Origin of the sequence: Chelatococcus reniformis, from assembly GCF_014640075.1 — a bacterium.
Classification (GTDB): domain Bacteria; phylum Pseudomonadota; class Alphaproteobacteria; order Rhizobiales; family Beijerinckiaceae; genus Camelimonas; species Camelimonas reniformis.
Map to the genome: position 1 here is coordinate 98,035 of NZ_BMGG01000009.1, position 23,037 is coordinate 121,071.

The following is a 23,037-nucleotide window of genomic DNA, read 5'->3' on the forward strand; positions in this document are numbered from 1 at the left end:
GTGGTCCTGAGCCCTCGATCGGCTGGATAGTCGGATCAAGCCCGACCATGACGTTGAGAATAAAAGGTTTTCTGTTCCCCCTCGTCATGGCCGGGCTCGACCCGACCATCCATCGACTTGAGATCATCTGATCGGTCGCAGATGCTCCGGCTCGCGTCAGCCGGCTGCATCTCCTGCCTCTCCTTCGGCTTAGTTTGAGCGGAAACAGGAGCCCGCTGAAGCACTGTCATTGCTCAGGATGCTCCTGGCGTTGCGCTCGGGCGCGATGTCGCCGGCCGCATTGGCGGCGAAGAAGCCGGTCGGCTTGAGCGTGAAGCCCGCGTATTCGAGCGCCATCACCGGGAAATCCTCCGGCTTGCAGACGTGCGTCTATGACGTCGCCGTCCGCCACGGCTTCCGGCACTTCAGCCGGTTCTCCCTCGACAATAAGCGGCAATTCGCCGAACTGCCGCCAGAGGACGCTCCGCCGGGCGCGGTCGGGCTGGTAGCTCCGCGGCGGATGGATGGTCGACTATCCATCGACCTGAGGCCCCCCCACGGGCTAAGGCCAAGGCCGCGGCCCCGGCAATTGCGGAGCTAGAGCGTTTTCGAGCGAAGTGGATGCCGGTTCGCGTGAAGAAAACGCGACAAATCAAACAGATAGAGTATTTCGGCGATTCGAAGAAACGCAGAAATGCTCTAGTGCTCGCCGGAGAGGCGCTCGATCTGCGCTCCGCAGCGGCCCAGCTTGGCTTCCAGGGCCTCGAAGCCGCGATCCAGATGGTAGACGCGGTTGACCGTGGTCTCGCCTTCGGCCGCGAGCGCCGCGATGACGAGGGAGACCGAGGCCCGCAGGTCGGTGGCCATGACCGGCGCTCCGGTCAGCTTGCTGACGCCGTCGACGAAGGCGATATCGCCGTCGAGACGGATGCGAGCGCCCAGGCGGGCCAACTCCTGCACATGCATGAAGCGGTTCTCGAAAATCGTCTCGCGGATGCGGCTTGTGCCCTTGCCGCGGGTCATCAGCGCCATAAGCTGGGCCTGCAGGTCGGTCGGGAAGCCGGGGAAGGGCTCGGTGGTGACGTCGACCGCGGCGATGCCGTGACCGTTGCGACGCACGCGGATGCCCTCGTTGGTGGCGGTCACCTCGGTGCCGCTCTGGCCCAGCACGTCCAGGGCCGACTGGAGGAGCACGGGCCGCGCGCCCTCCAGCAGCACGTCGCCGCCGGTCATGGCGACGGCCATGGCATAGGTGCCGGTCTCGATACGGTCGGGCAGCACCGTGTGGCTGGCGCCGCCGAGCTTGGCCACGCCCTCGACGACGATCCGCGACTGTCCGGCGCCGGCGATCTTGGCGCCCATGGCGTTGAGGCATTCGGCCAGGTCAACCACCTCGGGCTCGCGGGCGGCGTTGTCGATGACCGTGGTGCCGTCGGCGAGCGCGGCGGCCATGAGGGCCGTGTGGGTGCCGCCGACGGTGACTTTGGAGAAGTTGATCTCGGCGCCCTTGAGACCGGATGTCGGCGCCCTGGCGAGCACGTAGCCGCCTTCGATGTCGACCTTCGCGCCAAGCTTCTCCATCACCATCAGCAGCAGATCGACCGGGCGCGTGCCGATGGCGCAGCCGCCAGGCAACGACACCCGGGCGCTGCCCATGCGGGCGACCAGCGGCGCCAGCACCCAGAAGCTGGCGCGCATCTTGGAGACGAGCTCGTAGGGGGCCGTCGTGTCGATGACGGAGCGCGCCCGGAGGCGGATCGACTGGCCTGTCTCAGCCGTCTGGCCCGGCCGCTTGCCGGCGATGCCGTGATCGACGCCGTGGTTGCTCAGGATGCGGAGCAGTTGCTGGACGTCGGCCAGACGGGGCACATTGTGCAGCTCCAGCGTCTCGTCCGTCAGCAGGCTCGCGATCATCAGAGGCAGCGCCGCGTTCTTCGCGCCGGAAATCGGGATGACGCCGTTGAGCTCGGAGCCTCCCGTGATGCGGATGCGGTCCATATTGTCTTGCTCCGGGCGGCTCTCGCTGCCGATGTGAGGCGGCCTCAGCCGCGCGGAAGGGGGGTGTTGGAGGGGGAGGGCGCCTGCGGCCCGTCATCCCGCGCGTCGCCTTTGGGGGTGGCACGCCCACGGGCCTGCGCCTTGCGCCGTTTGAGATTGGCCCGCAGCGCCTCGGCCAGCCGTTGCTGACGATCTGGTGCGGTGCTGGAACTCAAGGTGATCGTGCCCCCATGCCCTGCCCCTGATCGTTAGCCTCCTTCGCAGCAACGAACAAGTCGCCCCATGCGGCGAACGGCCAGCTTGCAGTGATGGCCGCTCTCTGGAATGTTTCGAAAACAACGTCATGTTGCCCTCGCCCGCGGCTCCGACCGCGTGCGCCAGTATCGCGAAGCGGGTCAGCGATGAACTACGATCGTTATTTCGAGGATGCATTGGCGGCTTTGAAGCGCGAGCGCCGCTATCGTGTCTTCATCACGATCGAGCATGACACGAGCCGCTTCCCGCGCGCCTCCTGGCACGGGCCGCATGGCACACGCGACGTCACGGTGTGGTGCACCAACGACTATCTCGGCATGGGTCGCCACAAGGTGGTGACCGAGGCGATGGCGGCGAGCGCCGGCCGCATGGGCGTGGGCGCCGGGGGCACCCGCAACATCGCCGGCACCTCCAAGCCGATCGTCGACCTGGAGGCCGCGCTGGCACGGTTGCACGGCAAGCAGGCGGCGCTCGTCTTCACCTCCGGCTACGTCTCCAACGAGACCGGCATCGCCACGATCGCCAAGTTGCTGCCGGACTGCCTGCTGATCTCCGACGAGATGAACCACAACTCGATGATCGAGGGGGTTCGTCGCTCCGGTTCAGACAAGCGCATCTTCCGCCACAACGATCTGGTCCACCTGGAGGAGATCCTCAAGGCGGCGGGCTCCGAGCGGCCCAAGATCATCATCTTCGAGAGCGTCTATTCCATGGACGGGGACGTCTCGCCGATCCACGGCATCTGCGATCTGGCCAAGCGCTACGGCGCCATGACCTACCTCGACGAGGTGCACGCCGTCGGCCTCTACGGCGCCCACGGCGGCGGCTATGCCGAGGAGGTGGGGGCGATGGAGCGCCTCGACGTCATCGAGGCGACGCTCGCCAAGGGCTTCGGCTGCCTCGGCGGTTACCTCGCCGCCAAGGAGGCGATCATCGATGCGGTGCGCTCGCATGCGCCCGGCTTCATCTTCACCACGGCGCTGCCCCCTCCGGTGGCGGCCGCCGCGCTAGCGGCCGTCGAGCATCTGTCGGCGAGCGACACCGAGCGCGCCCGCCAGCGGACCCAGGTGGCGCGGACGAAGGCGCGGCTGGAGGCGGTCGGCCTGCCGGTGCTCGCCAACAACACCCATATCGTTCCGGTGATGGTCGGCGATCCGCAACTCGCCAAGGCGGCGAGCGACATGCTGCTGGAGGACCACGGCATCTACGTGCAGCCTATCAATTATCCCACCGTGCCCCGGGGAACCGAACGCCTGCGCATCACGCCGACGCCGTATCACAGCGACGACCTGATCGAGGAGCTCAGCGACGCCCTGCTCGCCACGTGGCGAGCCCTCGGGCTGTCGCTCGCCGCGCGCCGCGCTGCCTGAAGGCTGCACTTTCCCCACCCTAATGTGCCGACGCCGCTTGCGCGTGAGGGGTGCCTATGGCATTCATCCGCGCCCGAGCGAGGAGAACACCTTCTCGGCGCAACGCCCAATCCGATTGGCCGCAGTAGCTCAGTGGTAGAGCACACCATTGGTAATGGTGAGGTCGGGAGTTCAATCCTCCCCTGCGGCACCATCGCTCCCAGGCCATGACCGCACCTGCTCCCGATATCGTCGTATCGCTGACGCCGGACGCCGCCGAGCGGGAAGCGATCGTCAGGCCGCTGATCGCCTACAACGACGAGACCGCCGGGCCATCCAACTACCGCCCCTTCGCGCTCCTGCTGCGTGACCCGGAGACGGGCGCAGATCGCGGCGGCCTGTGGGGCAAGACCTCCTACGACTGGGTCTTCGTCGAGCTGCTGTTCGTGCCCGCCGTGTTCCGCGGTCAGGACCTGGGCAGCCGCCTGCTGGCGCAAGCGGAGGAGATCGGCCGCTCGTCCGGCTGCACCGGCATCTGGCTCGACACCTTCAGCTTCCAGGCGCGCGGCTTCTACGAGAAGAACGGCTACACCGTGTTCGGCGCGCTGGAGGAGCATCCGCGCGGGCACACGCGCTACTTCATGCGCAAGGCGCTCACGCCCGCCGGCTGAAGGGCCAGACCGTCGCGGCGCGCCGGCGGTGGGCGGCCGTTCCCAGCGGGTGCGACACTGTGGCATGATCAGAGCGGCACAATCGACACGCTACCGGTGGCAAAACCGCGATGCAGTCGTGTTGCTCTGGTCTTGGGGTCTCCCATGTGCGTCGCATGTTCGCCTGGCGAAGGTGTCCGGTCGGCCAGTGGATACCGGCTGTCACGCCGCGGTTTCCTGGGCTGCGGCATTGCGGCAGGCTTGGCCGTGCTCGAGCTTCCGCCCGTCGTTCAGGCGTCACCCTTGCCGGCTGCCCTCGGCAAGCTCGAGGCCCCGCCGCTCCGTTTGTCCGATGTGGCCGGCAAGCCCAAGCGCGTGGCGCTGACCCTTGATGCGTGCCGCGGCCAGTTCGATCTGCGCATCGCCAATGTGCTGGTGGCCGAAAAAGTCCCGACGACGATCTTCGCCACGGCCTTGTGGATCAGGTCCAACCCGCGCGGGCTCCAGCTGTTGCTCGACCATCCCGAGCTCTTCGTCATCGAGAACCATGGCGAGCATCATCACGCACCGATCCTTAAGCCTGGCGAAGTCTACGGCGTCCCCACGGTCGCCACCCCGGTGGGCCTGAAGGCCGAGGTCGAGAACGGGGCGGCGGCGGTCAGGCAGGCGACCGGGCGCCAGCCGGTCTGGTATCGGGGCGCCACCGCGCTCTACAGTCCTGACGCCATCACCGCGATCAGCAAGATGGGGTTCGCGGTAGCCGGGTTTTCGATCAACGGTGATCAAGGCGCTTCGCTGCCGGCGCCATCGGTGGCACGCAACCTGCGCGGCGCGCAGGCCCGCGATGTCATCATCGGCCACATCAATAAGCCCGACCACACCGCCGGGCTCGGCATCGTGGAGGGGATCCGCGCCCTGCGACAGGGCGGGACGGAGTTCGTCCATCTGGACAATCCCGACACATCGGTCCGCTGATCTTCGCGCGGGTCAGGTCTTCGCGCGGGTCATGGCCGGCGGGCGCGGGCGGCAGCCCTGCCGCCGCCGCGCGTGACGCATGCGGCGCCACGGCTTTCGTGGACGGGCGATAGCGTCTAAGCGGGACACCGAAGGCCACGTATCAGTTGGCCGGCCCGAGGTAGATGCCGCATGACCACGCCGTCCCGCTCGATCGACCCCACGACCCCCATCCTCGTCGGCTGCGGCGACGTAACGGATATGGCGACCCCGGTCGAGGCGGGGCGCTCGCCCTTCGACCTCCTCGCCGAGGCGGGCCGGCGGGCGCTTCAGGATGCCGGCGCCGCAGGCCTCGCCGCGAGCATCGACACGGTCGCCATGCTGCGGTTGTTCTCGGACACCTCGCACCGGTTCAAGTCGAATATCGGCACCTCGACCAACTCACCCAAGAGCGTCGCCAATCGCCTCGGCCTCTCCGCCTCGCGCCACATCTACACCTGGAATGGCGGCAACATGCCGCAATACCTGGTGAACGGCTTCGCCGAGCAGATTGCGGCCGGCGCCATGCGGGCGGCCATGATCGTCGGCGGCGAGGCGCTCAGAACCCAGCGCGGCGTGCAACTCGGTGGCTTCGAGGTGTCCTGGGCCGAGGATCCGGGCGGCGAGCCGGAGCAGGCGGGCGATCCGCGCCGCGGCTGGAGCGACTGTGAGGACCGCCACAACATGCGGGCGGCCATCACCATGTATCCGCTGATCGAGAACGCCATCCGCGGCCAGCGCGGCCGTTCGATGGAGACGCATCTGAAGGCCATGGCCAAGCTGTTCGCCCGCTTCGCCGCGGTCGCCGCCGCCAATCCCTATGCCACGCGGCGCGCCGGCTACTCGGCGGAGGCGCTGGCCACCATCGATGGCGGCAACCGCTGGATCGGGCTGCCCTATCCTCGCCTGATGGTCGCCAACGCCTATATCGACCAAGCCGCTGCCGTCGTCATGACCTCGGTCGGCCAGGCGCGCGAGCTCGGCATTCCCGAGCACAAATGGGTATTCCTGCACGGCTGCGCCGATGGCCACGACCACTGGTTTCTGTCCGATCGCACGGAGCTCGGCGCCTCGCCCGCCATCCGCGCCGGCGCCAAGCGCGCGTTCGCCATGGCGGGGCGCACGATCGAGGATGTGGATTTCTTCGATCTCTACAGTTGCTTCCCCTCGGCCGTTGAGATCGCCTGCCAGGAGATCGGCCTCTCCGAGGATGATCCGCGCGGCCAAACGGTGACCGGCGGGCTGCCGTATTTCGGCGGCCCCGGCAACAGCTACGTGCTGAACTCCATCTCGGAGATGATGCGGCGCGTGCGCGGCAAGCCGAGCAGCCTCGGCTTGGTGACGGCTAACGGCAACTACATCACCAAGCACTCCTTCGGCCTGTACTCCACCGAGCCGACGCTCGGGCCCTGGCGTCGCGAGGATCCGCACGTTCTCCAATCCGAGCTCGACCGGCTGCCCACGGTCGCCCTGACCGAGGCGGCCTCCGGGCCCGCACGGATCGAGACCTACACGGTCATGTACGGCAAGAGCGCCCCGGACTATGCCGTCGTGATGGGAAGGCTCGACGCCACGGGCGAGCGCTTCGTCGCCAACACCCCGGTCGATCCCGCCGTGCTCGCCGACCTTGCCGCGCGCGACAGCCTGGGGCGCCCGGGCCACGTGGCGCATGCGGATGGGCGCAACACCTTCACGCCGGCGTAGCACTTCGCCCTCGCCGGCCCTGGCCGCAAGCCGAGCGCTCCTCATGCGAGAATCGGGCGCGTCGCCGCCCGATGGGGGCGGTCCCGTGCCGGGACATGCTAACGCCGCAGACGGCTTGCGATGCGAGCGCCGCCACTGGCGTGCGAAAGGCTGACAAACCGGGCCCTGGGCGCCTCCGTCGGAGCCGGTGGGCGATGCCTCCCGATCGACGTAGCACGTCCCGCGGTCTGCGCCCGCCCGCAAGCCGCGCGGCGGTTCGCTGCGGCTCAGCATCGGCTTGTCACCAGAGCAACCGACCCTACCTTTAAGTCTGATGCTCCGGGGTGCCGGGCTTTCGAACACGGTCGGATAATTGTCTATAAGCTTAATGTTAGCAGGCACCGCGAATCGAGCGTGTAAACGTGTCCGATCTTGTTTGCCCGCAGGGGGATGCGGCAAGCGCACGGATCCAGCCTGGGGCTCTTCGTGAACGCCAGATGAACCGGACTTTAGTGTTTTGGTCAGCCTCGGACGTCTACTCTGGCGATACTCGGCGAACAGTCGAGGCGGGGGCACTTTCGGAGGAGTGAAATGAAACGCGTTGTGTTGGCGGCCGTTGCCGCGGCCGGCATTGTCACCCTGGGCGCCGGTTTCGCCCCGTCCGCGCGGGCCGCCGTCGCCGGCCCGCAGCCGGCATTGGCCGAGGCCGCTCCCGTTGAAAAGGCGGCCCGGGTGTGCGGGCCCTACGGCTGCCGCTGGGTGCCGGGACCGGGCTACTATGGGCGCCGGTATTACGGCCCTCCCCCGCGCTATTACGGCCCGCGCCGTTACTACGGGCCGCCGCGCGCCTATGGCCGGCCTTACGGCTATCGGCGCTATTACGGCCCGCGCTGGTGATCTAGCCGCGCGGCGCCCGACGGCGCATAGACATGCGCGGCAGCTCCGATGCGCTCGGGGCTGCCGTGCTTGAAACGGCAAAGGCCTGGCGCAGGGCGCCGGGCCAATACGACGCCTGTCGTCGCATGATGACGACGATCGCAGCAGCGTCGCGGTCAGGGCGCAGCGTCCGCTCCAAAGGCGCTGGCGACGTTGAAGCCCTCCAGATCAATCGTGTGAATGTCCCTCGCCGTTGGACGGCTAGGTCCAGCCCGCCTTCGGCATGGGTATTGGAACGCGCGCCGTGTCGGCGCCCACAGCGGTCGTCGCGCGGCGACGGGCTTCGACTGGCCGGCGTTCACGTCCAAAAGACCTCCTGGCTTCATTTGACAGTTCCATTTTGGAACTATAACACTGTGTAAACCGCAGCGGGGGCCCTCCGGGCTCGCCACCCGTTGCCGCGGTGCAGCCCAACGGGAGGAGTGAGCGATGGCCAAGACGGTCGATTTTCTGTTCGATTTCGGCAGCCCGAACGCCTACCTGTCGCATCTCGTCATTCCCGAGATCGAGCGGCGGACGGGAGCGACCTTCGTCTACATTCCCGTGCTGCTCGGGGGCATCTTCAAAGCCACCGGCAACCGCTCGCCGGCAGAGAGCCTCGCCGGCATCAAGAACAAGGCGGAGCACATGCAGAAGGAGACTGAGCGCTTTCTGCGCCGTCACCGCATCACGCGCTATCGCCACAACCCCTTCTTCCCAGTCAACACGCTGCAGCTGATGCGCGGCGCCGTGGCAGCGCAGGCCGAGGGCCTCTTCGAGCCCTATGTCGAAGCGGTGTTCTCCTGCATGTGGGAGAATCCCAAGAAGATGGATGACCCGGAGGTCGTCCGGGCGGCGCTGGTGGCGGCCGGTCTCGATGCGGACCTCATTCTCCGCCGCTCGCAGGATCCCGACGTGAAGGGCAAGCTGATCGCCAACACCGAGGCGGCGGTGGCGCGCGGCGCCTATGGATCGCCGACCTTCTTCGTCGGCGGCGAGATGTTCTTCGGCAAGGACCAGTTGCGTGACGTGGAAGAGGAGTTGGCGGCCACGACGGGCCGCTGACGCCAGCAGGTCACGGCCGGGCCTTAGGCAGTCCCTGGCGCGCCGCGCGAGGGCAGGGTGGCTGGCCGCACGTTTTGCCATGCTGGCGCGCGCAGGCTCGTGCTAGAGCATTTCCGCGTTTCTTCGAATCGCCGAAATGCTCTATCGGTTTGATTTGTCGCGTTTTCTTCACGCGAACCGGCGTCCACTTCGCTCGAAAACGCTCTAGACCTCGCCGCATCCGCCCTGCGGGCGCCGAAGCTGTGGGCCGATCCGCTGAGCGCGACGGTGAAGACACTTCCCGTGATCGTCCTCATGCTCGTCGCGCTGGCCATGGCCCCGTCCCGGTGATCGGCCCGGCCGCGCTCCGGCCGGAGGGCGGCGGTCGAGCCACCCGCCATGCAAAAGTTGGTGGAAGCCGGCCGCCGATCGATTAAGCAGCGTTGGCATCGGTCCACGACGCAATGGGAGGCTCTGACATCATGAAGACGCGCATCACGGAATTGTTCGGCATCAAGCACCCGATCATCCAGGGCGGCATGCACTACGTCGGCTACGCCTCGCTGGCGGCCGCCGTCTCCAATGCCGGCGGCCTCGGCATCATCACCGCGCTGACGCAGCCGACGCCGGAGGATCTCGCCAAGGAGATCGCCAAGTGCCGCGAGCTGACGGACAAGCCGTTCGGCGTCAATCTGACATTCCTGCCCTCGTTCAACGCCCCTCCGTATCCCGAATTCATCCAGGCCATCGTCGAGGGCGGCGTCCGCGCCGTGGAGACGGCGGGCCGCAGCCCGGAGGAGCACATGCCGGCGCTGAAGGCGGCGGGCGTCAAGGTCATCCACAAGTGCACGTCGGTCCGTCACTCGCTGAAGGCGGAGCGCATCGGCTGCGACGCGGTGAGCGTCGACGGCTTCGAGTGCGGCGGTCACCCGGGCGAGGACGACGTGCCCAACATGATCCTGCTGCCGCGCGCGGCGGAAGAGCTGAAGATCCCCTTCGTCGCCTCCGGCGGCATGGCCGACGGGCGCAGCCTGGTGGCGGCCATGGCACTGGGCGCGGAAGGCATGAACATGGGCACGCGCTTCATGGCCACGGTCGAGGCGCCGGTGCATGACAACGTCAAGCAGGCGCTGGTCGAGGCCGACGAGCTGCAGACGCGGCTCATCATGCGGCCCTTGCGCAATACCGAGCGCGTGCTGACCAACGCTGCCGTCGAGCGCATTATCGAGGTCGAGCGCGAGAAGGGCGCCGCGACGACGATCGCCGACGTGCGTGAATACGTCGTCGGCGCGCAGAACCGCCGCGTGCTCCACGAGGGCGTTATGGATGCCGCCGCCTGGAGTTGCGGCATGGTGGCGGGGCTGATCCACGACGTCCCGACCTGCCAGGAACTGATCGATCGCATCATGAGCGAGGCCGAGGCGATCATCCGCAAGAGGCTGGAAGGCTTCCTCGCCGCGGCATAGCCCCCGCGTGGCCACGCGGCGGCGAGATCGTCGCGCGTCTCAGGCGCGTCCGACGATTTCGCCGTCGAGTGCCCGCTCGATGGCGCCCGCCCCCACATAGGGCGAGCGCCCGCTCGGCGGATGCACCAAGTCGCGGGCACACAGCATCAGCCCGCGCCACTCTTCCTCGGTCATCGGTCCGCCGCTCTCCCGCTCGCGACGAAAATCCTGCAACGCGCCGCGCAGCGCCCGCTCCGGGTCGGCGGAGGGCGGCAAGTGCGCAAGGCGCTCGAGCAACAAGGTGACGGTGGTCTGCGACATGGCGCTTTCCCCGCTCAAAGGCGCGCTCAGCTCGGCTATAGAGTAGTAGCCTTGCCCTCTTCTTCAAGCCCAATTCCGTCGCCGAAATGGTTGCGCGCGCGGCAGCGTCCGCGGAACAGGCCCCCGGCTTGCCGGTTGTGTAACGTGGCCCGAAGGGGCAGGGCGCGGAATGCCGGGAGGGGATTGTGGACGTGGCCGTCGTCCTGGGCAGCGCAGCTGGACTTTGCTCGACGATCAGCTTCGCTCCGCAAGCGTTCAAGATCATCCGCAGGCGCGATACGCACAGCCTGTCGGCCGGCATGTATGCGCTGACCGTGACCGGCTTTGCGCTCTGGGTGAGCTACGGCATCGCGCTACGCCAATGGCCGTTGATCCTCGCCAACGGCATTTGCCTTGCAGTGTCCACGTTCATTCTCGTGATGATCCTCTTGCCATCGCGGCAGAAGAACGAGGTCGCCGATGCCGTCGATCCGACGAAATAATGGCCAGGGCTTCGAGGGCGGCGCATGAGGGAGGAGACAAGCCTGCTTGCGCCGCTCGATGAGCGGACCGTGCACGTCTGCGTCGACATGCAGCGCCTGTTCGCCCAAGGCACGGATTGGGCAATGCCGTGGTTCGAGCGTGTCCTGCCGAACGTCCAACGCATCGTTGGCGCCTGGCCGCGGCGAACTCTCTTCACGCGTTTCGTCCCGGCCCGCGCCCCCGGCGACGGCCATGGTACCTGGCGGCGCTACTATGAGCGCTGGCCATCGATGACGCGCGAACGCCTCGCCGACGGCATGATCGACGTTGTGCCCGAGTTAGGAGAACTGGCCCCGGCCGCCCCGATCGTGGACAAGGCCGTCTACTCGCCCTGGCTGACGGGGCGGCTCGACGCCCTCCTCCGCGACCGATCTGCTGACACCGTGGTGATCACTGGCGGCGAAACCGACGTGTGCGTCCTGGCCACCGTGCTCGGCGCGGTTGATCACGGCTATCGGGTGGTCATCGTGACCGACGCGCTGTGCAGCTCGTCGGACGAGACGCACGATGCCATGATGACGCTCTATCACAATCGCTACAGCCAGCAGGTCGAAGCGGCGACGACCGAGCAGGTGCTCGAGGGCTGGTTGCCGAAGCAGCCTTAGGCTTGGGGCTTGCGCCCGGCGGAACCGGGGCCAAACTGCGCAGTTGGGCAGGTATGAGCACGCGCCCGGCGCACGGCGGGCCGAGCGGAGGCGCACGTGGCGGACAAGGCACTGACGAGCTACCGCGCCAAGCGCGATTTTACCAAGACGGCGGAGCCGAGCGGCAAGCTTGATGTGCAGCCGTCCAACCGGCGCCGCTTCGTCGTCCAGAAGCATGCGGCGACGCGCCTGCACTACGACCTCAGGCTCGAGCTGGATGGCGTCTTCAAGTCGTGGGCGGTGACGCGCGGCCCCTCTCTCGATCCCCAGGACAAGCGCCTTGCCGTGGAGGTGGAGGATCATCCGCTCGACTACGGCGATTTCGAAGGCACCATTCCCAAGGGACAGTACGGCGGCGGCACCGTTCAACTGTGGGACAGGGGGTATTGGGAGGCCGAGGGCGCGACGTCGCCCGAAGAGGGGCTCGCGCAAGGCGACTTCAAATTTACGCTCGACGGGGCGCGGCTGAAGGGCAGTTGGGTGCTGGTCCGCATGAAGCGCGACCGCGAGCGCAGCAAGCGCACCAACTGGCTGCTGATCAAGCATCGCGATGAGTTCGCGGCCCCAAGCGACGGCGCTGCCGTGCTCGACGACGATCGGTCCGTCGCCTCCGGCCGCACCATGGCCGAGATCGCCGCGGGTCGGGGGCGCCCACCCAAGCCCTTCATGTTGTCCGGCGCCATGGAAGCCGATGCCGTCTGGGACAGCCGCGACGGCCTCGCCGCGGACCAGCGGGTGGGTGATGGCGAAGTTGGGAGCGGCGCACCCTCGGCGAAGCGAAAGACAACGGCACGCCGCCGGGCGAAGGCGCCGCCGAGCGCGTCGATGCCGGACTTCATCGCCCCCCAGCTCAGCGAGACCGTGGCACGGCCCCCCGCCGGCTCCGGCTGGGTTCATGAGATCAAATTCGACGGCTACCGCGTCCAGATGCGCGTCGCCGCAGGGCGCGTCACGCTGTTCACCCGCAAGGGCCTCGACTGGACCGAGCGGTTCGGTGCCGTGGCGGCCGCGGCCAGCGCCTTGCCCGACTGCATCATCGACGGCGAGGTGGTGGCCCTCGACCACAACGGGGCGCCCAATTTCTCGGCGCTCCAGGCCGCCTTGGCGGATGGCGCGAGCGACGACCTTTTATTCTACGGCTTCGATTTGCTCCACGCCGACGGCGAGGACCTGCGCGGCAGGCCGTTGTCCGAGCGCAAGGCCCGCCTTCAGGCCATCCTGAGCGCTTTGCCCGAGGTCGACGGCCGGTACATCCGCTACGTCGAGCATTTCGAGGCGGGGGGCGAGGCCGTGCTGCGTTCGGCGTGCAAGCTTTCGCTCGAAGGCATCGTCTCCAAGCGGCTCGACGCCTCCTATCAATCCGGTCGCAGCCAAAGCTGGGTGCGCTCCAAGTGCCGCGCCGGGCACGAGGTGGTGATCGGCGGCTGGACGACCACCGGAAGCAAGTTCCGCTCGTTGCTCGTCGGCGTCTATCGCGGCGATCGCCTGGTCCCCATCGGCCGGGTCGGCACCGGCTATAGCCAGGCCAAGGTCGGCCGGCTGCTACCGCGGCTCAAGGCCGTCGAGGCCAGCCGCTCGCCCTTTACTGGCGAAGGAGCCCCGCGGAAGACGGCGGGGGTGCATTGGACGCGGCCCGAGCTCGTAGCCGAGATCGAGTTCGCCGGTTGGACCGATGGTGGACAGGTTCGCCAGGCGGCGTTCAAGGGACTGCGCGAGGACAAGCCCGCAGCCGAGATCAGGGCCGAGGAGCCGGTGTCTCCGGAGGTGATCGACGCGGCGCTGCCCGCACCGCCGAAGCAGGCTACGACCGGGGCGAGCCGCCGCGGAGCGGCTGCCAAACCGATCGTCATGGGGGTGTTGATCTCCAAGCCCGACAAGCCGTTGTGGCCGGCGGAGGAGGCCGGGGGGGCGATCACCAAACTCGATCTGGCTCGGTATTTCGAGGCTGTCGGCCCCTGGCTCATCGAGCACATCCGGGGCCGTCCCTGTTCCCTCATTCGCGCTCCCGACGGCATTGCCGCCGAGTGCTTCTTCCAGCGCCATGCCATGCGCGGCACCTCCAGCCTGCTCGAACTCGTCACGGTCTCCGGCGACCGCAAGCCCTACCTGCAGATCGACCGCGTCGAAGGCCTGGCGGCGGTGGCTCAGATCGCCGGTGTCGAGCTGCATCCCTGGAACTGCGCACCCGGCCAGCCGGAACTGCCCGGGCGACTGATCTTCGATCTCGACCCGGGTCCCGATGTACCCTTCACGGCGGTGGTGGAGGCGGCTCGGGCGCTGCGCGAACGTCTGGACGAGCTCGGCCTGGTCAGCTTCTGTAAGACCACCGGTGGCAAGGGGCTGCACGTCGTGACGCCGCTCGACGTCGCCGCGGCTCGGTCGAAGGCGCAGCCGGGCTGGCCCGAGGCCAAGGCCTTCGCCCAGGAGGTTTGCCGCCGCATGGCGCATGAGCAGCCGGATCGCTACCTGATCAACATGGCCAAGAAGCTCAGGCCCGGCCGTATCTTTCTCGACTATTTGCGCAACGACCGCATGGCCACGGCGGTGGCGCCGCTATCGCCCCGCGGTCGCCCCGGCGCCACCGTCTCGATGCCGCTCACCTGGCCGCAAGTGCGCGCCGATCTCGATCCCAAGCGCTTCACCCTGCGCACCGTGCCGCAACTGCTCGCCAAGACCAGCGCATGGGCCGACTACGCTCGGGGCGCGCGTCCGCTCACAGTGGCGATGACGCGGCTCGGCTCGTCCAAGGCCGCCGCCTGACCTTGCCCGATCACACCACCGGCGGACGGCCTGCTCGGGCCGCCCGTCGGCGAATCATGTCGCATCATGCGCGCGGGTGCTTGACGCCGGCTGGCGTGATAGGCAAATAAGTTATTGAAAGAACATAGTTTTTAACTGTTCTAAAGAGCGCGACGGATGATCGTTTGTTCGTGCAACGTGCTGACCGACAAGCAGGTGTTGGCCACGTTGGAGAGTGAAACGGCGGGTCGGCCCCGTTCGCCGGGGCAGGTCTATCGGTGTCTGGGCTGCAAGCCGAGCTGCGGCCGCTGTCTGATCCGCGTGCGCCAACTGCTCGAGGATGCGCGGCACTCCGAGTGCGAGGTCGGATGCGCCACCTGTCCGGCCGCGGCGCACCCTGACTGGGCGGCGGGTGGGGACGTGCGGCCACAGCGCATCTCCGTACCGGTCGCGCGGCGCTACCGCCGCTCTGAGCCGCAGCCCGGCGCCGACGTGATGATCGCCCAGGCCGCCGAATAGGCTGGCCTCGCCCCCTACGGCTGCGCTGCGATCGCTCGTTCAATCCAAGGCGGCCGACCGGACGGACGATGTCCGGCCGGAATTGGCGATGGCCGCAGGCTACGGTGGTGCGGGCGCGCCGTCAGCCGCTTGTCGCAAGCCCCAGCCACACTCCTCCGAGCTTCTCGATCAGGGCATCGCGCCCCAGTTATGCGATCGCCCCGGCATGCGCCGCCGCGGGCGGTGCCTTCGTCGTGCCTCTTGCGTCACAACGCATTCGCCTCTAGTTTAGAATGATCCTAAGGAGGCGGTTACACATGAAGGGCGACGCGAAAGTCATCGAGTATCTCAATCGCGGCCTGCGCAGCGAGCTCACGGCCATCAACCAGTATTGGTTGCACTACCGCATCCTGGACAATTGGGGCCTCAAGGCGCTCGCCAAGAAGTGGCGTGCGGAATCGATCGAGGAGATGCATCATGCGGATCGGTTCACCGACCGCATCCTGTTCCTCGAGGGTTTCCCCAATATGCAGGTGCTCGATCCGCTGAGGATCGGCCAGACGGTGACGGAGATCATGGAAGCGGATCTGGCGGCGGAGAACGACGCCCGTTCGCTCTACCAGGAGGCTGCCACCTATTGCCACAGCGTCAAGGACTATCCGTCACGGGACCTGTTCGAAGCGCTGATGAAGGATGAGGAAGGCCACATCGACTTTCTCGAGACCCAGCTCGAGTTGATCGGGCGGCTGGGAGAGCAGCTCTACTCGCAGAACCACATCGGCGAGCTCGACGACTGAGCATTTCGCCGTTGGATGAGCTCATCATCCTTTGAATCGGGAACGCTTCTCCTGCGATTGGGTGGTTTCACCCAATCGCGAAGAGCCCTCGCGCAGCCGCTTTGCTGACGTGCCCGCTTAAGGCAAAGCCCAGGCTCATTCGGCGAGCACCCGGGTCGCAGGCATGACGATCTCCACCAGCGTGCCCTCGTCCTTGGCGCTGGTGATTGCCAGCGCGCCGCGATTGGCTTCGGTCAGGGCCTTGGTCAGCGGTAGCCCAAGCCCCGTTCCCCCCGACCGACGCGTCGTGGCGAGCTGACGGAAGGGCTGGAGGGCCACCGCGACCTCGTCCTGCGACATGCCGATGCCCGTATCGCGCACGCGCAGAATGACCTCTCCGATCTCGCTCTGCGTGGTCGAGATGATCACTTGCCCGCCCGCGTCCGTGAATTTCAGGGCGTTGGCCAGGACGTTCAGCACCACTTGGCGGAGCGAGCGCTCATCGGCGACGATCGCCGGCAGGCGCGAGGCAAGCGACGTGCGCAGCACGACGCGCTCGCGGTTGGCCTGCTGCTGCATGATGGCGACGCAACTGGTGACGAGCGCGTTCAGGTGCACGCGGGTGAAATCGAGCTCGAGCTTGCCGGCCTCGACCTTGGCGAGGTCAAGGAGGTCGTTGACCAGGCTGATGACGTGACCGCCGGACTCGTGGATGCCGCGGACGTATTCCCGGTAACGCTCGTTGCCGATCGCGCCGAAGCGCTCCTCCAGCATCACCTCGGCGAATCCAATCATGGCGTTGAGGGGGGTGCGGATCTCGTGGCTCATCTTGGCCAGGAAATCCGACTTCTGGGCGCTCGCCTTTTCGGCGAATCGCTTGGATTCCAGCAGCTCGCCCTCGGCCTTCTTCCAGGCGGTCAGGTCGCGTACCACCGCGCAGAATTTCGATTCGGCCGCATCGCCGACACGCCCGAGCGTCATGAACAACGGGGAGCGGCCGCCCTGGCGCACACGCCCCGTCACCTCCCGACCATCATTCAGCACGCTCGCCATGCTGCTCGACCTGAGACCGTCCAGGTAGTCGAGCGCGATGCTGTGGCTCTCCGGCGCCAGCAGAAAGCCCAGGCTCTCGCCGGCGACGTCGGCTTGATCATAGCCGAACAGCGCCTGCGCGGCTCGGTTGAGCGATAGGATCCGACCGGACGCGTCAAGCAGGATGACCCCATCGGTGGCCGTATCGAGGATGGACGTGAGTTCGGCTGCCCGGCGTTCCTGTTCCACGAGCTGGGCACGGAGCGTCGCGACGCGGGGATCGGCCGGCTCGGCCGTCACCGGCTGGGCGCTGATCAGCGTTGCCGGCTCACCCTGCCAATCGAGGTTCGCAATCTCGGCATCCACCGGCACGCGCAGCCCGTCGGCGGTGGTCAATGTGAGCCGTGCACTGCGGCTCGTCGACATGACCGGACCGCCGAACACCTGGTCGAGGCCGGCTTCCCCGATGGCGCTCACGCCCGGGTAGCGGGCCAGCGCGAGGAAGGCACGGTTGGCGTAGAGCACGCGCTCGCCGCGGTTGACCATCACGGCCAACGGGATGCGATCCAGCGCGGCGCGGCCGGCATCGAGCGGCGGGGCCTTGACGGCCGTCCCGGGGGCGGCGGCCGCAACGGAGGCGGGCAGGGGCGGCGCCGGATCCGGCACGGCAGGCGCCTGCTCAATCCGGGGCGCCTGCTCGGCAATGCGCGGCGGCGCGTCTCGACCGCCGGCTGCCGCGTCGGCGCCGGCAGGGGCGGCCGGTCCCTCCTCGTCCAGTCGCGCGCCGAGCGCCCTGGCGATCTCGCGCAGCGCCTGCCGGTCTCCCGCCGAGAGCGCGGGTCTGGCGGGCGGGCGGGCGGGCGGCGACGGGCTGCGGGCGCCGGGGGATGGCGCGATGGAGGAGGCCGGCTGCGGGCCCGGTGGCCGTTGTTCCGCCTCGTGCGGAGCGCCGTCGGGGCGCACTGCCGTCGGCGCGGCGGGGCGGAATGGGACCACCCTGGACCCGGCGTGGTCGTCGAGCACGCCGGCAAGGGCCCGGGCCGGCGGAACCTGCGGCGGCGGTCCGTAGAGGTGCGCCTCGCGCCCGCCGGGCGATGAGTCGCGCTGTGGGGCCGGGGCGGTGCTGGGCCAGGCGATCTCGGCTTCGTCGCCGAGCCTGATCAGCCCGAAGCCGCGCTGGCCGGCGATCTCTCCCGAGGTGCCCGCGAGCGGCACGCCCGCGAGCTCGACGGCGACTGCTGTCGTCGTGGCGCCCACGCGCCAGCGCACGGTCCGGCCCGACCAGGTCTCGCGACCGGCGAGGGCAGCCGCCACCGCCCCGTCGTCCACCACGGCGTCGCCCAGATCGGCCCAGGTGCGGCCGACGATGGCAGATGCCTCGCCGACCGCCTGCTCAAGCTCGGGTGAAACCGAGACGAAAACCCCCGCCTCGTTCGTCCGCCAAAGGAATCGCATGGTGGGGCGCACGCCGGCCAATTCGCGCAGGCGCTCGATCGGCGTTCGGTGTGGCGGCGCGGCCGGAGGCTGGGCTTCCTGCGATTGCCACGGGCGCCCCTTGCTCCACGACGCCGGGACACTGGCGGCCGCCTCGACAAGGATGCCGGTGCCGCCGCGGGCCAGTTGGACATGTCGATTGGTGCAGGCGAGCAGCACCGGGCCGCTGGCGCCATCGAACCGCAGTCGCTCGACGCGGACGGCTCCCGGCCGCAAGGTGGTAGCGAATTGCCTGAGCCGCTGCCGGCTCGAGGCCGACAGGCGCTCGGCCAGGCCTCGCCCGCGGGTGGACGACCACAAGAGGGCGCCGTCGGCAGCCCACAGCGCGCACGTCGATGCCTCCGTCACCTCCGATCCGGATATCGAAGGTGCCAAAAGGCTCGCCAAGGCTTCGCGACCGTACGTATCGGCCATGGTGCAACCAGCTTCGGGGGGGCGGATCCAAGTCGAGGCGAGTTTAGCAGCTTCGACAGACGGCCGTCACTGCCCGCGGCATTTGATTATCGTTGTCCACCTGACAAAGTTAACGTGTAAGCTGCCAGCGGCATAGGCCCTTGATGTTGCGCTGCACAATGTGATATTGCGTTGCACAATCGGTCTGTTCGCCAGGGAGGTTGCGACCATGGACGCCAGCAAATTCACCCCCAAGTTCGAGGTCCCGGAGGAGATGCGCGACTTCGCCGAAAAGAGCGTCGATCAGGCCCGCAAGGCGTTCGACGGCTTCATCGGCGCCGCGCAGAAGGCGATGGACTCCTGGGAGGGATCGACCGCGACGGCGCGCTTCGGCTCCCAGGATCTGACGCGCAAGACGCTGGGCTATGCCGAGCAGAACATGCACGCGGCGTTGGATCATGCACAGCGGCTCGTGCGGACCAAGGACATGCAGGAAGCCTTGAAGCTGCAGGCGGATTTCGTGCAGGCGCAGTTCGTGGCGTTGCAAGAGCAGGCCAAGGAATTGGGGGCCACCATCCAGAAGGGTGCGAGCGAGGCTGCCAGCAAGGCCAAGTCCTCGATCTAGAGCTTTGTGATTGGGTGACATCACCCAATCATAAGAGAAGCGCTCCAGCTTCAAGACGCCATGAGCATTCTGTGCCATCGGATGATCTGATCCAATGGCAAAAGATGCTCTAGGGCATCGAAGGCGAAAGCTGATGTCGCCGGCGAAGTACGTCTCGCCCGGCGACCTTGGGCCGCACCGCGGCGGGCAGCGAGGGGACCATCATGGCAGGCGAGAAATCGACAGGCTCCAAGCCAACTGCTCCGGCGAGGCCAACTGCTCCGGCGAGGCGAGCTGCCACGGCCGGCGCCGCGCCAGCGAAGCCGTCGACGGCGGACTCCAGCACGACGCAACCGGCCAACGCCGCGGCCGAAGCGCCAACGCCGGCCCGTCCCGCGGCGGCCAGCGCGTCATCGACGACGGCTTTGCCGCCAACCGTCCAGCCGGCAACGGCCAAATCCCCTGCCGCCAAACCCCCAGCCGCCAAACCCCCAGCCACCAAGATCCCGGCGACCAAGCCCCCGGCGACCAAGCCCCCGTCGGGCCAAACTCCTGCGGCAAAGCGCCCTGTCGCCAGGGCCGCCGTCGCCAAGGCGCCGGCTTCCGTGCTTCCGAAGGTCGAGCCGGCGGTCGAACCCGTAGCCGTCAAGCCGGAGCCCTCGCCGACGGGCGCGCAGTCGCCGGCGCCAAGTGCCATGGCCCCGTCGGAAGGCGCGGCCTCGGTTTTGTCCCGCGCGACGGCCGACGCCCGGCGGATCCAGCCCCCGGCGTCACCGAAGCCCGACCGCACGGCCGCTGCCAGGCAGCGTACGGCCGCGCGTTTGGCGGAGGATCCGCGGGCGGTCGCCAAAGCCGCAGGACTCAACGAGGAAGACGCGCTGGAGCCGCTCGCGGTTGCCGAGGCCTTCGTTGCGGCGACCCAGGAGTTCGCTCATCCCGCCACGCTGGTGCAGCCTGTCGCCGCGGTGTTCGAGACCCGCTTCGGTCCCAGGACCCTAGCCGCCTCGCAAAGCCTGATGGAGCTCAACGCCAAGGTTCTCGAGCTTTGGCGCGCGCAGGCCGAGTCGACCCTGTCGCTCTGGCAGGGCATGGTCGGCGTGACCTCGCTCAGCGAGGCCGTCCAGCTGCAGACGAGCCACCTGCGCAGGCACTACGAGGAGACCAGCCGACGGGCCCGGGACATTGCCCAGACGGCTGCGCGGATGGCCTCGGGCCTGGCGCTCGAGGCCAAGGCCGAGATTCCGCCCAGGGAGCGCTGACGCGCCAGCTTGGCGTGGACAAATGATGGGGACAAATTGCGGAGATCTTGCCATGGGCGCAGTTTGCCCATAGGTTCCGCGTCGCCGATGCAGCTGTAGCTCAGTTGGTTAGAGCGCTAGATTGTGGATCTAGAGGTCCCCCGTTCGAGCCGGGGCAGCTGTACCATCGTCTCGAAGAATCCCGACAGAACAATTTTCTCACATGGCGGGCTCGCGTTGACCCGATTGCTGTGACGAAGCGTTACGCGACAGCGTCCAGGCGGTGAGCTTCGTTCGGACGGTGTGGCTCAATGCCGCACGAGTGGGGGATCATGCGGTTTATCGAGACGTTTCAGATCTATGACTTCGTTGATACCACCGCCAGCTTGTTCTTTGCCTTTGTCCTGGGCAGAATCATTGGCGTCGAGCGCCAATACCGACAGCGAACGGCGGGGCTGCGCACCAACGTCCTAGAGCATTTCCGCGTTTCTTCGAATCGCCGAAATGCTCTATCTATTTGATTTGTCGCGTTTTCTTCACGCGAACCGGCGTCCACTTCGCTCGAAAACGCTCTAGTGGCCGTCGGCGTCGCCGCATTCGTCGATCTGGCAATGCGCATCTACGGTGCCGAAGGTGCGGCGCGCGTGATCTCCTACGTGGTCTCGGGCATCGGGTTTCTGGGCGCCGGTGTGATCATGAAGGAGGGGTTGAATATCCTCGGACTGAACACGGCGGCGAACTGTGGTGCTCGGCCGCCGAGGGCGCGTGCGCCGGCGCGGATATGGCGGCGCAAGCGGCGCTGGTGACGCTGTTCGTCATGGCCGGCAACACCCTGCTCCGGCCGCTGGTGAACGCCATCAACCGTATCCCGCTCGACGAAGAAGCCTCGGAAGCGATCTACGAGGTGAGCGTCGTGACTGCGCGGGAGGCCGCGGACCGCGCCAAGGAGGAACTCGTTGCGGCAGGTGCCGAGCATCTCGCACGCCACCTGGAACTCCAGCACCGGCGACTGATGCGGGCTTCGCGCCAGCCTGTGTCGGTGATGCTCCCGTCCAACGGCGAATGCTCCAGAGAATTTAAGATCCAGAAGCACAGCGCATCAAGCCTTTGCTATGAGCAGGGCTCTTGTCCAAAACGCTGGCTCACCTTCTTGGATCATGCTCTGGGTCGATACCGGTAACAGCGCCCCTCGGGCGCCACGTCTAGTGCGGCCGGATGCGTTTGCTGGACCGGGGCATATGCGCGGCAGGCCGAAGTGCTGTGCGACGGACGGGGGCTCGCGGCGACGACATAACTCTGGGCTATGCGAACAGATCGCCGGCCGCCCCGGAGTTGAGAGGCTCCGGTGTGGAGCATCCGGCATTCGTCAAGTTGGGGCCGAGCTCCAGGCGAAAGTCGAAAACCTCCGGCCCCATGAGCAACACTTGATGTCGTGTGACACGTGGGATCTAAGGATCCGATTAGCGACGGGAATCGGATCGGCCAGACCTGCCAGTCCGCTCCCGATGCTGCCGCACCGAGGCGCAGACAGCCGGTCCCGCCGCCCGGTTCCGTCCGGCTTGATCCGAACAGGCTCCGGGGAAGGGCGCCCTCAGACGGACGCTTTGGAACGCTTACGCGCCGACGTGGAGGCTGCCTTGGCAGCGCTCGCCGTCCGCCCGCCATCGTTGGCGGCGGCGCGCCGCCGCCGCTGCTGACCAAGTCCCATGGACTTTGCCAGAGCCGAGCGCGATGCGGCGTAGTTCGGCGCGACCATCGGATAGTCGGCAGGAAGGTTCCATTTCGCCCGATACTGTTCGGGCGTCATGTCGTAGGCGGTGCGGAGGTGCCGCTTCAACGACTTGAACTTCTTGCCGTCTTCCAGACACACGATGAAGTCGGGCGTGACCGACTTCTTGATCGGCACGGCCGGCACCTGCGGCTCGACAGGCGCCTCGACAGCACCCGTCGACAGCTTTGCCAATGTATCGTGGATTGAGCCGATCAGCTGAGTCAGCTGCGCGCCATCCGTCTGATTGTTCGCCACGTATGCGGCAACAATCTCCGCGGTCAGCTCGATAAGATGTTGGGGTTCTGGGGTGTCCGTCATTGAATCGATCCTCTAACGGATCGTGAAACTAAGCATTGTTCGCGAAATTGCAACGCTCAATTGAGAGATAACTTCAAAATTGTTTGCGGCGCCGCGCCGTCGCCCCTACGGCGCCGGGCGCGCTTCGCCATATCCGCGCGCCCTTGGCGAATCCACCTTCCCGCCCGCGTCAGAGAAGCTCACCGCGGCGTCTTCGGCGTGGTGCGGTCGGCACCCGTGGGTGGGGCCTTGGCCGTATGGCGCTTCTGCCGTGGTGCTCGAGTCACGGATGACGGGTCGCTCGCGGGGAACGTGTCCTCGAGCGACTTGTCGAGCGCCTTTTCCTCGCGCGTCTCGCGTCCCCGGTCTGTCGCTTGCGTGCCCATGATCCGTCTCC

Annotated in this window: 19 protein-coding genes, 2 tRNA genes and 3 pseudogenes; 18 read left to right on the top strand and 6 right to left on the bottom strand. The window is 67.4% G+C overall.

Annotated elements, in window-relative coordinates; translation table 11 throughout:
- Nucleotides 1-189: 189 nt before the first annotated feature.
- Nucleotides 190-369 (bottom strand): annotated as a pseudogene (locus tag IEW34_RS23190) (copper amine oxidase); the annotation flags it as partial.
- A gap of 309 nt (nt 370-678) precedes the next feature.
- The gene (gene murA / locus IEW34_RS23195) at nt 679-1,977 is read right to left on the bottom strand and encodes a UDP-N-acetylglucosamine 1-carboxyvinyltransferase (RefSeq protein WP_188611610.1); all 1,299 of its coding nucleotides are present in this window, start codon (nt 1,975-1,977) and stop codon (nt 679-681) included.
- Between the two features lie 401 nt (nt 1,978-2,378).
- On the opposite strand from murA, the gene hemA reads away from it, so the two are divergent.
- The 8 genes from hemA to IEW34_RS23235 all read left to right on the top strand — a co-directional run bounded on the left by hemA (nt 2,379) and on the right by IEW34_RS23235 (nt 10,332).
- Nucleotides 2,379-3,602 carry a 5-aminolevulinate synthase gene (gene hemA, locus IEW34_RS23200; RefSeq protein WP_188611611.1) on the top strand — a complete coding sequence of 408 codons (1,224 nt, stop codon included), beginning with the start codon at nt 2,379-2,381 and terminating at the stop codon, nt 3,600-3,602.
- A 118-nt stretch (nt 3,603-3,720) separates the two neighbouring features.
- Nucleotides 3,721-3,795, top strand: a tRNA-Thr gene (locus IEW34_RS23205).
- Nucleotides 3,796-3,808: 13 nt separating this feature from the next.
- The gene (locus tag IEW34_RS23210; RefSeq protein WP_188611612.1) at nt 3,809-4,252 is read left to right on the top strand and encodes a GNAT family N-acetyltransferase; all 444 of its coding nucleotides are present in this window, start codon (nt 3,809-3,811) and stop codon (nt 4,250-4,252) included.
- A 246-nt stretch (nt 4,253-4,498) separates the two neighbouring features.
- Entirely contained in the window at nt 4,499-5,206 is a 708-nt protein-coding gene (locus tag IEW34_RS23215; protein WP_244642189.1) for a polysaccharide deacetylase family protein, read from the top strand.
- Nucleotides 5,207-5,377: 171 nt separating this feature from the next.
- On the top strand, nt 5,378-6,928 hold the full coding sequence (locus IEW34_RS23220) for an acetyl-CoA acetyltransferase (protein WP_188611614.1): 1,551 nt from the start codon (nt 5,378-5,380) through the stop codon (nt 6,926-6,928).
- A 570-nt stretch (nt 6,929-7,498) separates the two neighbouring features.
- Nucleotides 7,499-7,804: a hypothetical protein gene (locus IEW34_RS23225; protein WP_188611615.1), complete on the top strand. Its 306-nt coding sequence runs from the start codon at nt 7,499-7,501 to the stop codon at nt 7,802-7,804.
- Nucleotides 7,805-8,272: 468 nt separating this feature from the next.
- Nucleotides 8,273-8,887, top strand: coding sequence for a 2-hydroxychromene-2-carboxylate isomerase (locus IEW34_RS23230; RefSeq protein ID WP_188611616.1), 615 nt, complete (start codon nt 8,273-8,275; stop codon nt 8,885-8,887).
- Nucleotides 8,888-9,348: 461 nt separating this feature from the next.
- On the top strand, nt 9,349-10,332 hold the full coding sequence (locus IEW34_RS23235) for an NAD(P)H-dependent flavin oxidoreductase (RefSeq protein WP_188611617.1): 984 nt from the start codon (nt 9,349-9,351) through the stop codon (nt 10,330-10,332).
- A 39-nt stretch (nt 10,333-10,371) separates the two neighbouring features.
- Here the strand turns inward: IEW34_RS23235 and IEW34_RS23240 are convergent, their stop codons facing one another.
- Nucleotides 10,372-10,632: a hypothetical protein gene (locus IEW34_RS23240; protein ID WP_188611618.1), complete on the bottom strand. Its 261-nt coding sequence runs from the start codon at nt 10,630-10,632 to the stop codon at nt 10,372-10,374.
- Nucleotides 10,633-10,817: 185 nt separating this feature from the next.
- Here IEW34_RS23240 and IEW34_RS23245 point away from each other — a divergent pair, with 185 nt between their 5' ends.
- From IEW34_RS23245 to bfr, 5 genes are all read left to right on the top strand, one after another.
- Nucleotides 10,818-11,114, top strand: a complete 297-nt coding sequence (locus IEW34_RS23245; RefSeq protein ID WP_188611619.1) for a SemiSWEET family sugar transporter — start codon at nt 10,818-10,820, stop codon at nt 11,112-11,114.
- A 24-nt stretch (nt 11,115-11,138) separates the two neighbouring features.
- On the top strand, nt 11,139-11,759 hold the full coding sequence (locus IEW34_RS23250; protein ID WP_188611620.1) for a cysteine hydrolase family protein: 621 nt from the start codon (nt 11,139-11,141) through the stop codon (nt 11,757-11,759).
- A gap of 96 nt (nt 11,760-11,855) precedes the next feature.
- Nucleotides 11,856-14,558: a DNA ligase D gene (gene ligD, locus IEW34_RS23255; RefSeq protein ID WP_188611621.1), complete on the top strand. Its 2,703-nt coding sequence runs from the start codon at nt 11,856-11,858 to the stop codon at nt 14,556-14,558.
- A 156-nt stretch (nt 14,559-14,714) separates the two neighbouring features.
- Nucleotides 14,715-15,056: a (2Fe-2S)-binding protein gene (locus IEW34_RS23260; protein ID WP_188611622.1), complete on the top strand. Its 342-nt coding sequence runs from the start codon at nt 14,715-14,717 to the stop codon at nt 15,054-15,056.
- A gap of 296 nt (nt 15,057-15,352) precedes the next feature.
- Nucleotides 15,353-15,832 (top strand): bacterioferritin, encoded by a 480-nt coding sequence (gene bfr, locus IEW34_RS23265; protein WP_188611623.1) that lies wholly within the window; start codon nt 15,353-15,355, stop codon nt 15,830-15,832.
- Between the two features lie 135 nt (nt 15,833-15,967).
- Here the strand turns inward: bfr and IEW34_RS23270 are convergent, their stop codons facing one another.
- Nucleotides 15,968-18,685, bottom strand: coding sequence for an ATP-binding protein (locus IEW34_RS23270; protein WP_188611624.1), 2,718 nt, complete (start codon nt 18,683-18,685; stop codon nt 15,968-15,970).
- A gap of 274 nt (nt 18,686-18,959) precedes the next feature.
- On the opposite strand from IEW34_RS23270, the gene IEW34_RS23275 reads away from it, so the two are divergent.
- The 5 genes and pseudogenes from IEW34_RS23275 to IEW34_RS30710 form a co-directional block, all read left to right on the top strand.
- A complete protein-coding gene (locus IEW34_RS23275; RefSeq protein WP_188611625.1) occupies nt 18,960-19,355 on the top strand; it encodes a phasin in 396 nt (131 codons plus the stop codon).
- Nucleotides 19,356-20,155: 800 nt separating this feature from the next.
- The gene (locus IEW34_RS23280; protein WP_188611626.1) at nt 20,156-20,593 is read left to right on the top strand and encodes a phasin family protein; all 438 of its coding nucleotides are present in this window, start codon (nt 20,156-20,158) and stop codon (nt 20,591-20,593) included.
- Between the two features lie 89 nt (nt 20,594-20,682).
- A tRNA-His gene (locus IEW34_RS23285) sits at nt 20,683-20,759 on the top strand.
- Between the two features lie 145 nt (nt 20,760-20,904).
- A pseudogene (locus IEW34_RS23290) lies at nt 20,905-21,042 on the top strand (MgtC/SapB family protein); the annotation flags it as partial.
- Nucleotides 21,043-21,144: 102 nt separating this feature from the next.
- Nucleotides 21,145-21,530 (top strand): annotated as a pseudogene (locus tag IEW34_RS30710) (MgtC/SapB family protein); the annotation flags it as partial.
- Between the two features lie 633 nt (nt 21,531-22,163).
- On the opposite strand, the gene IEW34_RS23300 reads toward IEW34_RS30710, so the two are convergent.
- Both IEW34_RS23300 and IEW34_RS23305 read right to left on the bottom strand, forming a co-directional pair.
- The gene (locus tag IEW34_RS23300; RefSeq protein WP_188611628.1) at nt 22,164-22,661 is read right to left on the bottom strand and encodes a Ros/MucR family transcriptional regulator; all 498 of its coding nucleotides are present in this window, start codon (nt 22,659-22,661) and stop codon (nt 22,164-22,166) included.
- A gap of 179 nt (nt 22,662-22,840) precedes the next feature.
- Nucleotides 22,841-23,026: a hypothetical protein gene (locus IEW34_RS23305; protein ID WP_188611629.1), complete on the bottom strand. Its 186-nt coding sequence runs from the start codon at nt 23,024-23,026 to the stop codon at nt 22,841-22,843.
- Between the last annotated feature and the right edge of the window lie 11 nt (nt 23,027-23,037).

Excerpts from the sequence above, each read along its gene's own strand:
- IEW34_RS23305 (WP_188611629.1), bottom strand. The coding sequence starts at position 23,026 with ATGGGCACGCAAGCGACAGACCGGGGACGCGAGACGCGCGAGGAAAAG.
- IEW34_RS23235 (WP_188611617.1), top strand. The coding sequence starts at position 9,349 with ATGAAGACGCGCATCACGGAATTGTTCGGCATCAAGCACCCGATCATC.
- IEW34_RS23230 (WP_188611616.1), top strand. The coding sequence starts at position 8,273 with ATGGCCAAGACGGTCGATTTTCTGTTCGATTTCGGCAGCCCGAACGCC.
- IEW34_RS23225 (WP_188611615.1), top strand. The coding sequence starts at position 7,499 with ATGAAACGCGTTGTGTTGGCGGCCGTTGCCGCGGCCGGCATTGTCACC.
- bfr (WP_188611623.1), top strand. The coding sequence starts at position 15,353 with ATGAAGGGCGACGCGAAAGTCATCGAGTATCTCAATCGCGGCCTGCGC.
- IEW34_RS23240 (WP_188611618.1), bottom strand. The coding sequence starts at position 10,632 with ATGTCGCAGACCACCGTCACCTTGTTGCTCGAGCGCCTTGCGCACTTG.
- IEW34_RS23260 (WP_188611622.1), top strand. The coding sequence starts at position 14,715 with ATGATCGTTTGTTCGTGCAACGTGCTGACCGACAAGCAGGTGTTGGCC.
- IEW34_RS23275 (WP_188611625.1), top strand. The coding sequence starts at position 18,960 with ATGGACGCCAGCAAATTCACCCCCAAGTTCGAGGTCCCGGAGGAGATG.
- IEW34_RS23300 (WP_188611628.1), bottom strand. The coding sequence starts at position 22,661 with ATGACGGACACCCCAGAACCCCAACATCTTATCGAGCTGACCGCGGAG.
- hemA (WP_188611611.1), top strand. The coding sequence starts at position 2,379 with ATGAACTACGATCGTTATTTCGAGGATGCATTGGCGGCTTTGAAGCGC.
- IEW34_RS23250 (WP_188611620.1), top strand. The coding sequence starts at position 11,139 with ATGAGGGAGGAGACAAGCCTGCTTGCGCCGCTCGATGAGCGGACCGTG.
- murA (WP_188611610.1), bottom strand. The coding sequence starts at position 1,977 with ATGGACCGCATCCGCATCACGGGAGGCTCCGAGCTCAACGGCGTCATC.
- IEW34_RS23220 (WP_188611614.1), top strand. The coding sequence starts at position 5,378 with ATGACCACGCCGTCCCGCTCGATCGACCCCACGACCCCCATCCTCGTC.
- IEW34_RS23210 (WP_188611612.1), top strand. The coding sequence starts at position 3,809 with ATGACCGCACCTGCTCCCGATATCGTCGTATCGCTGACGCCGGACGCC.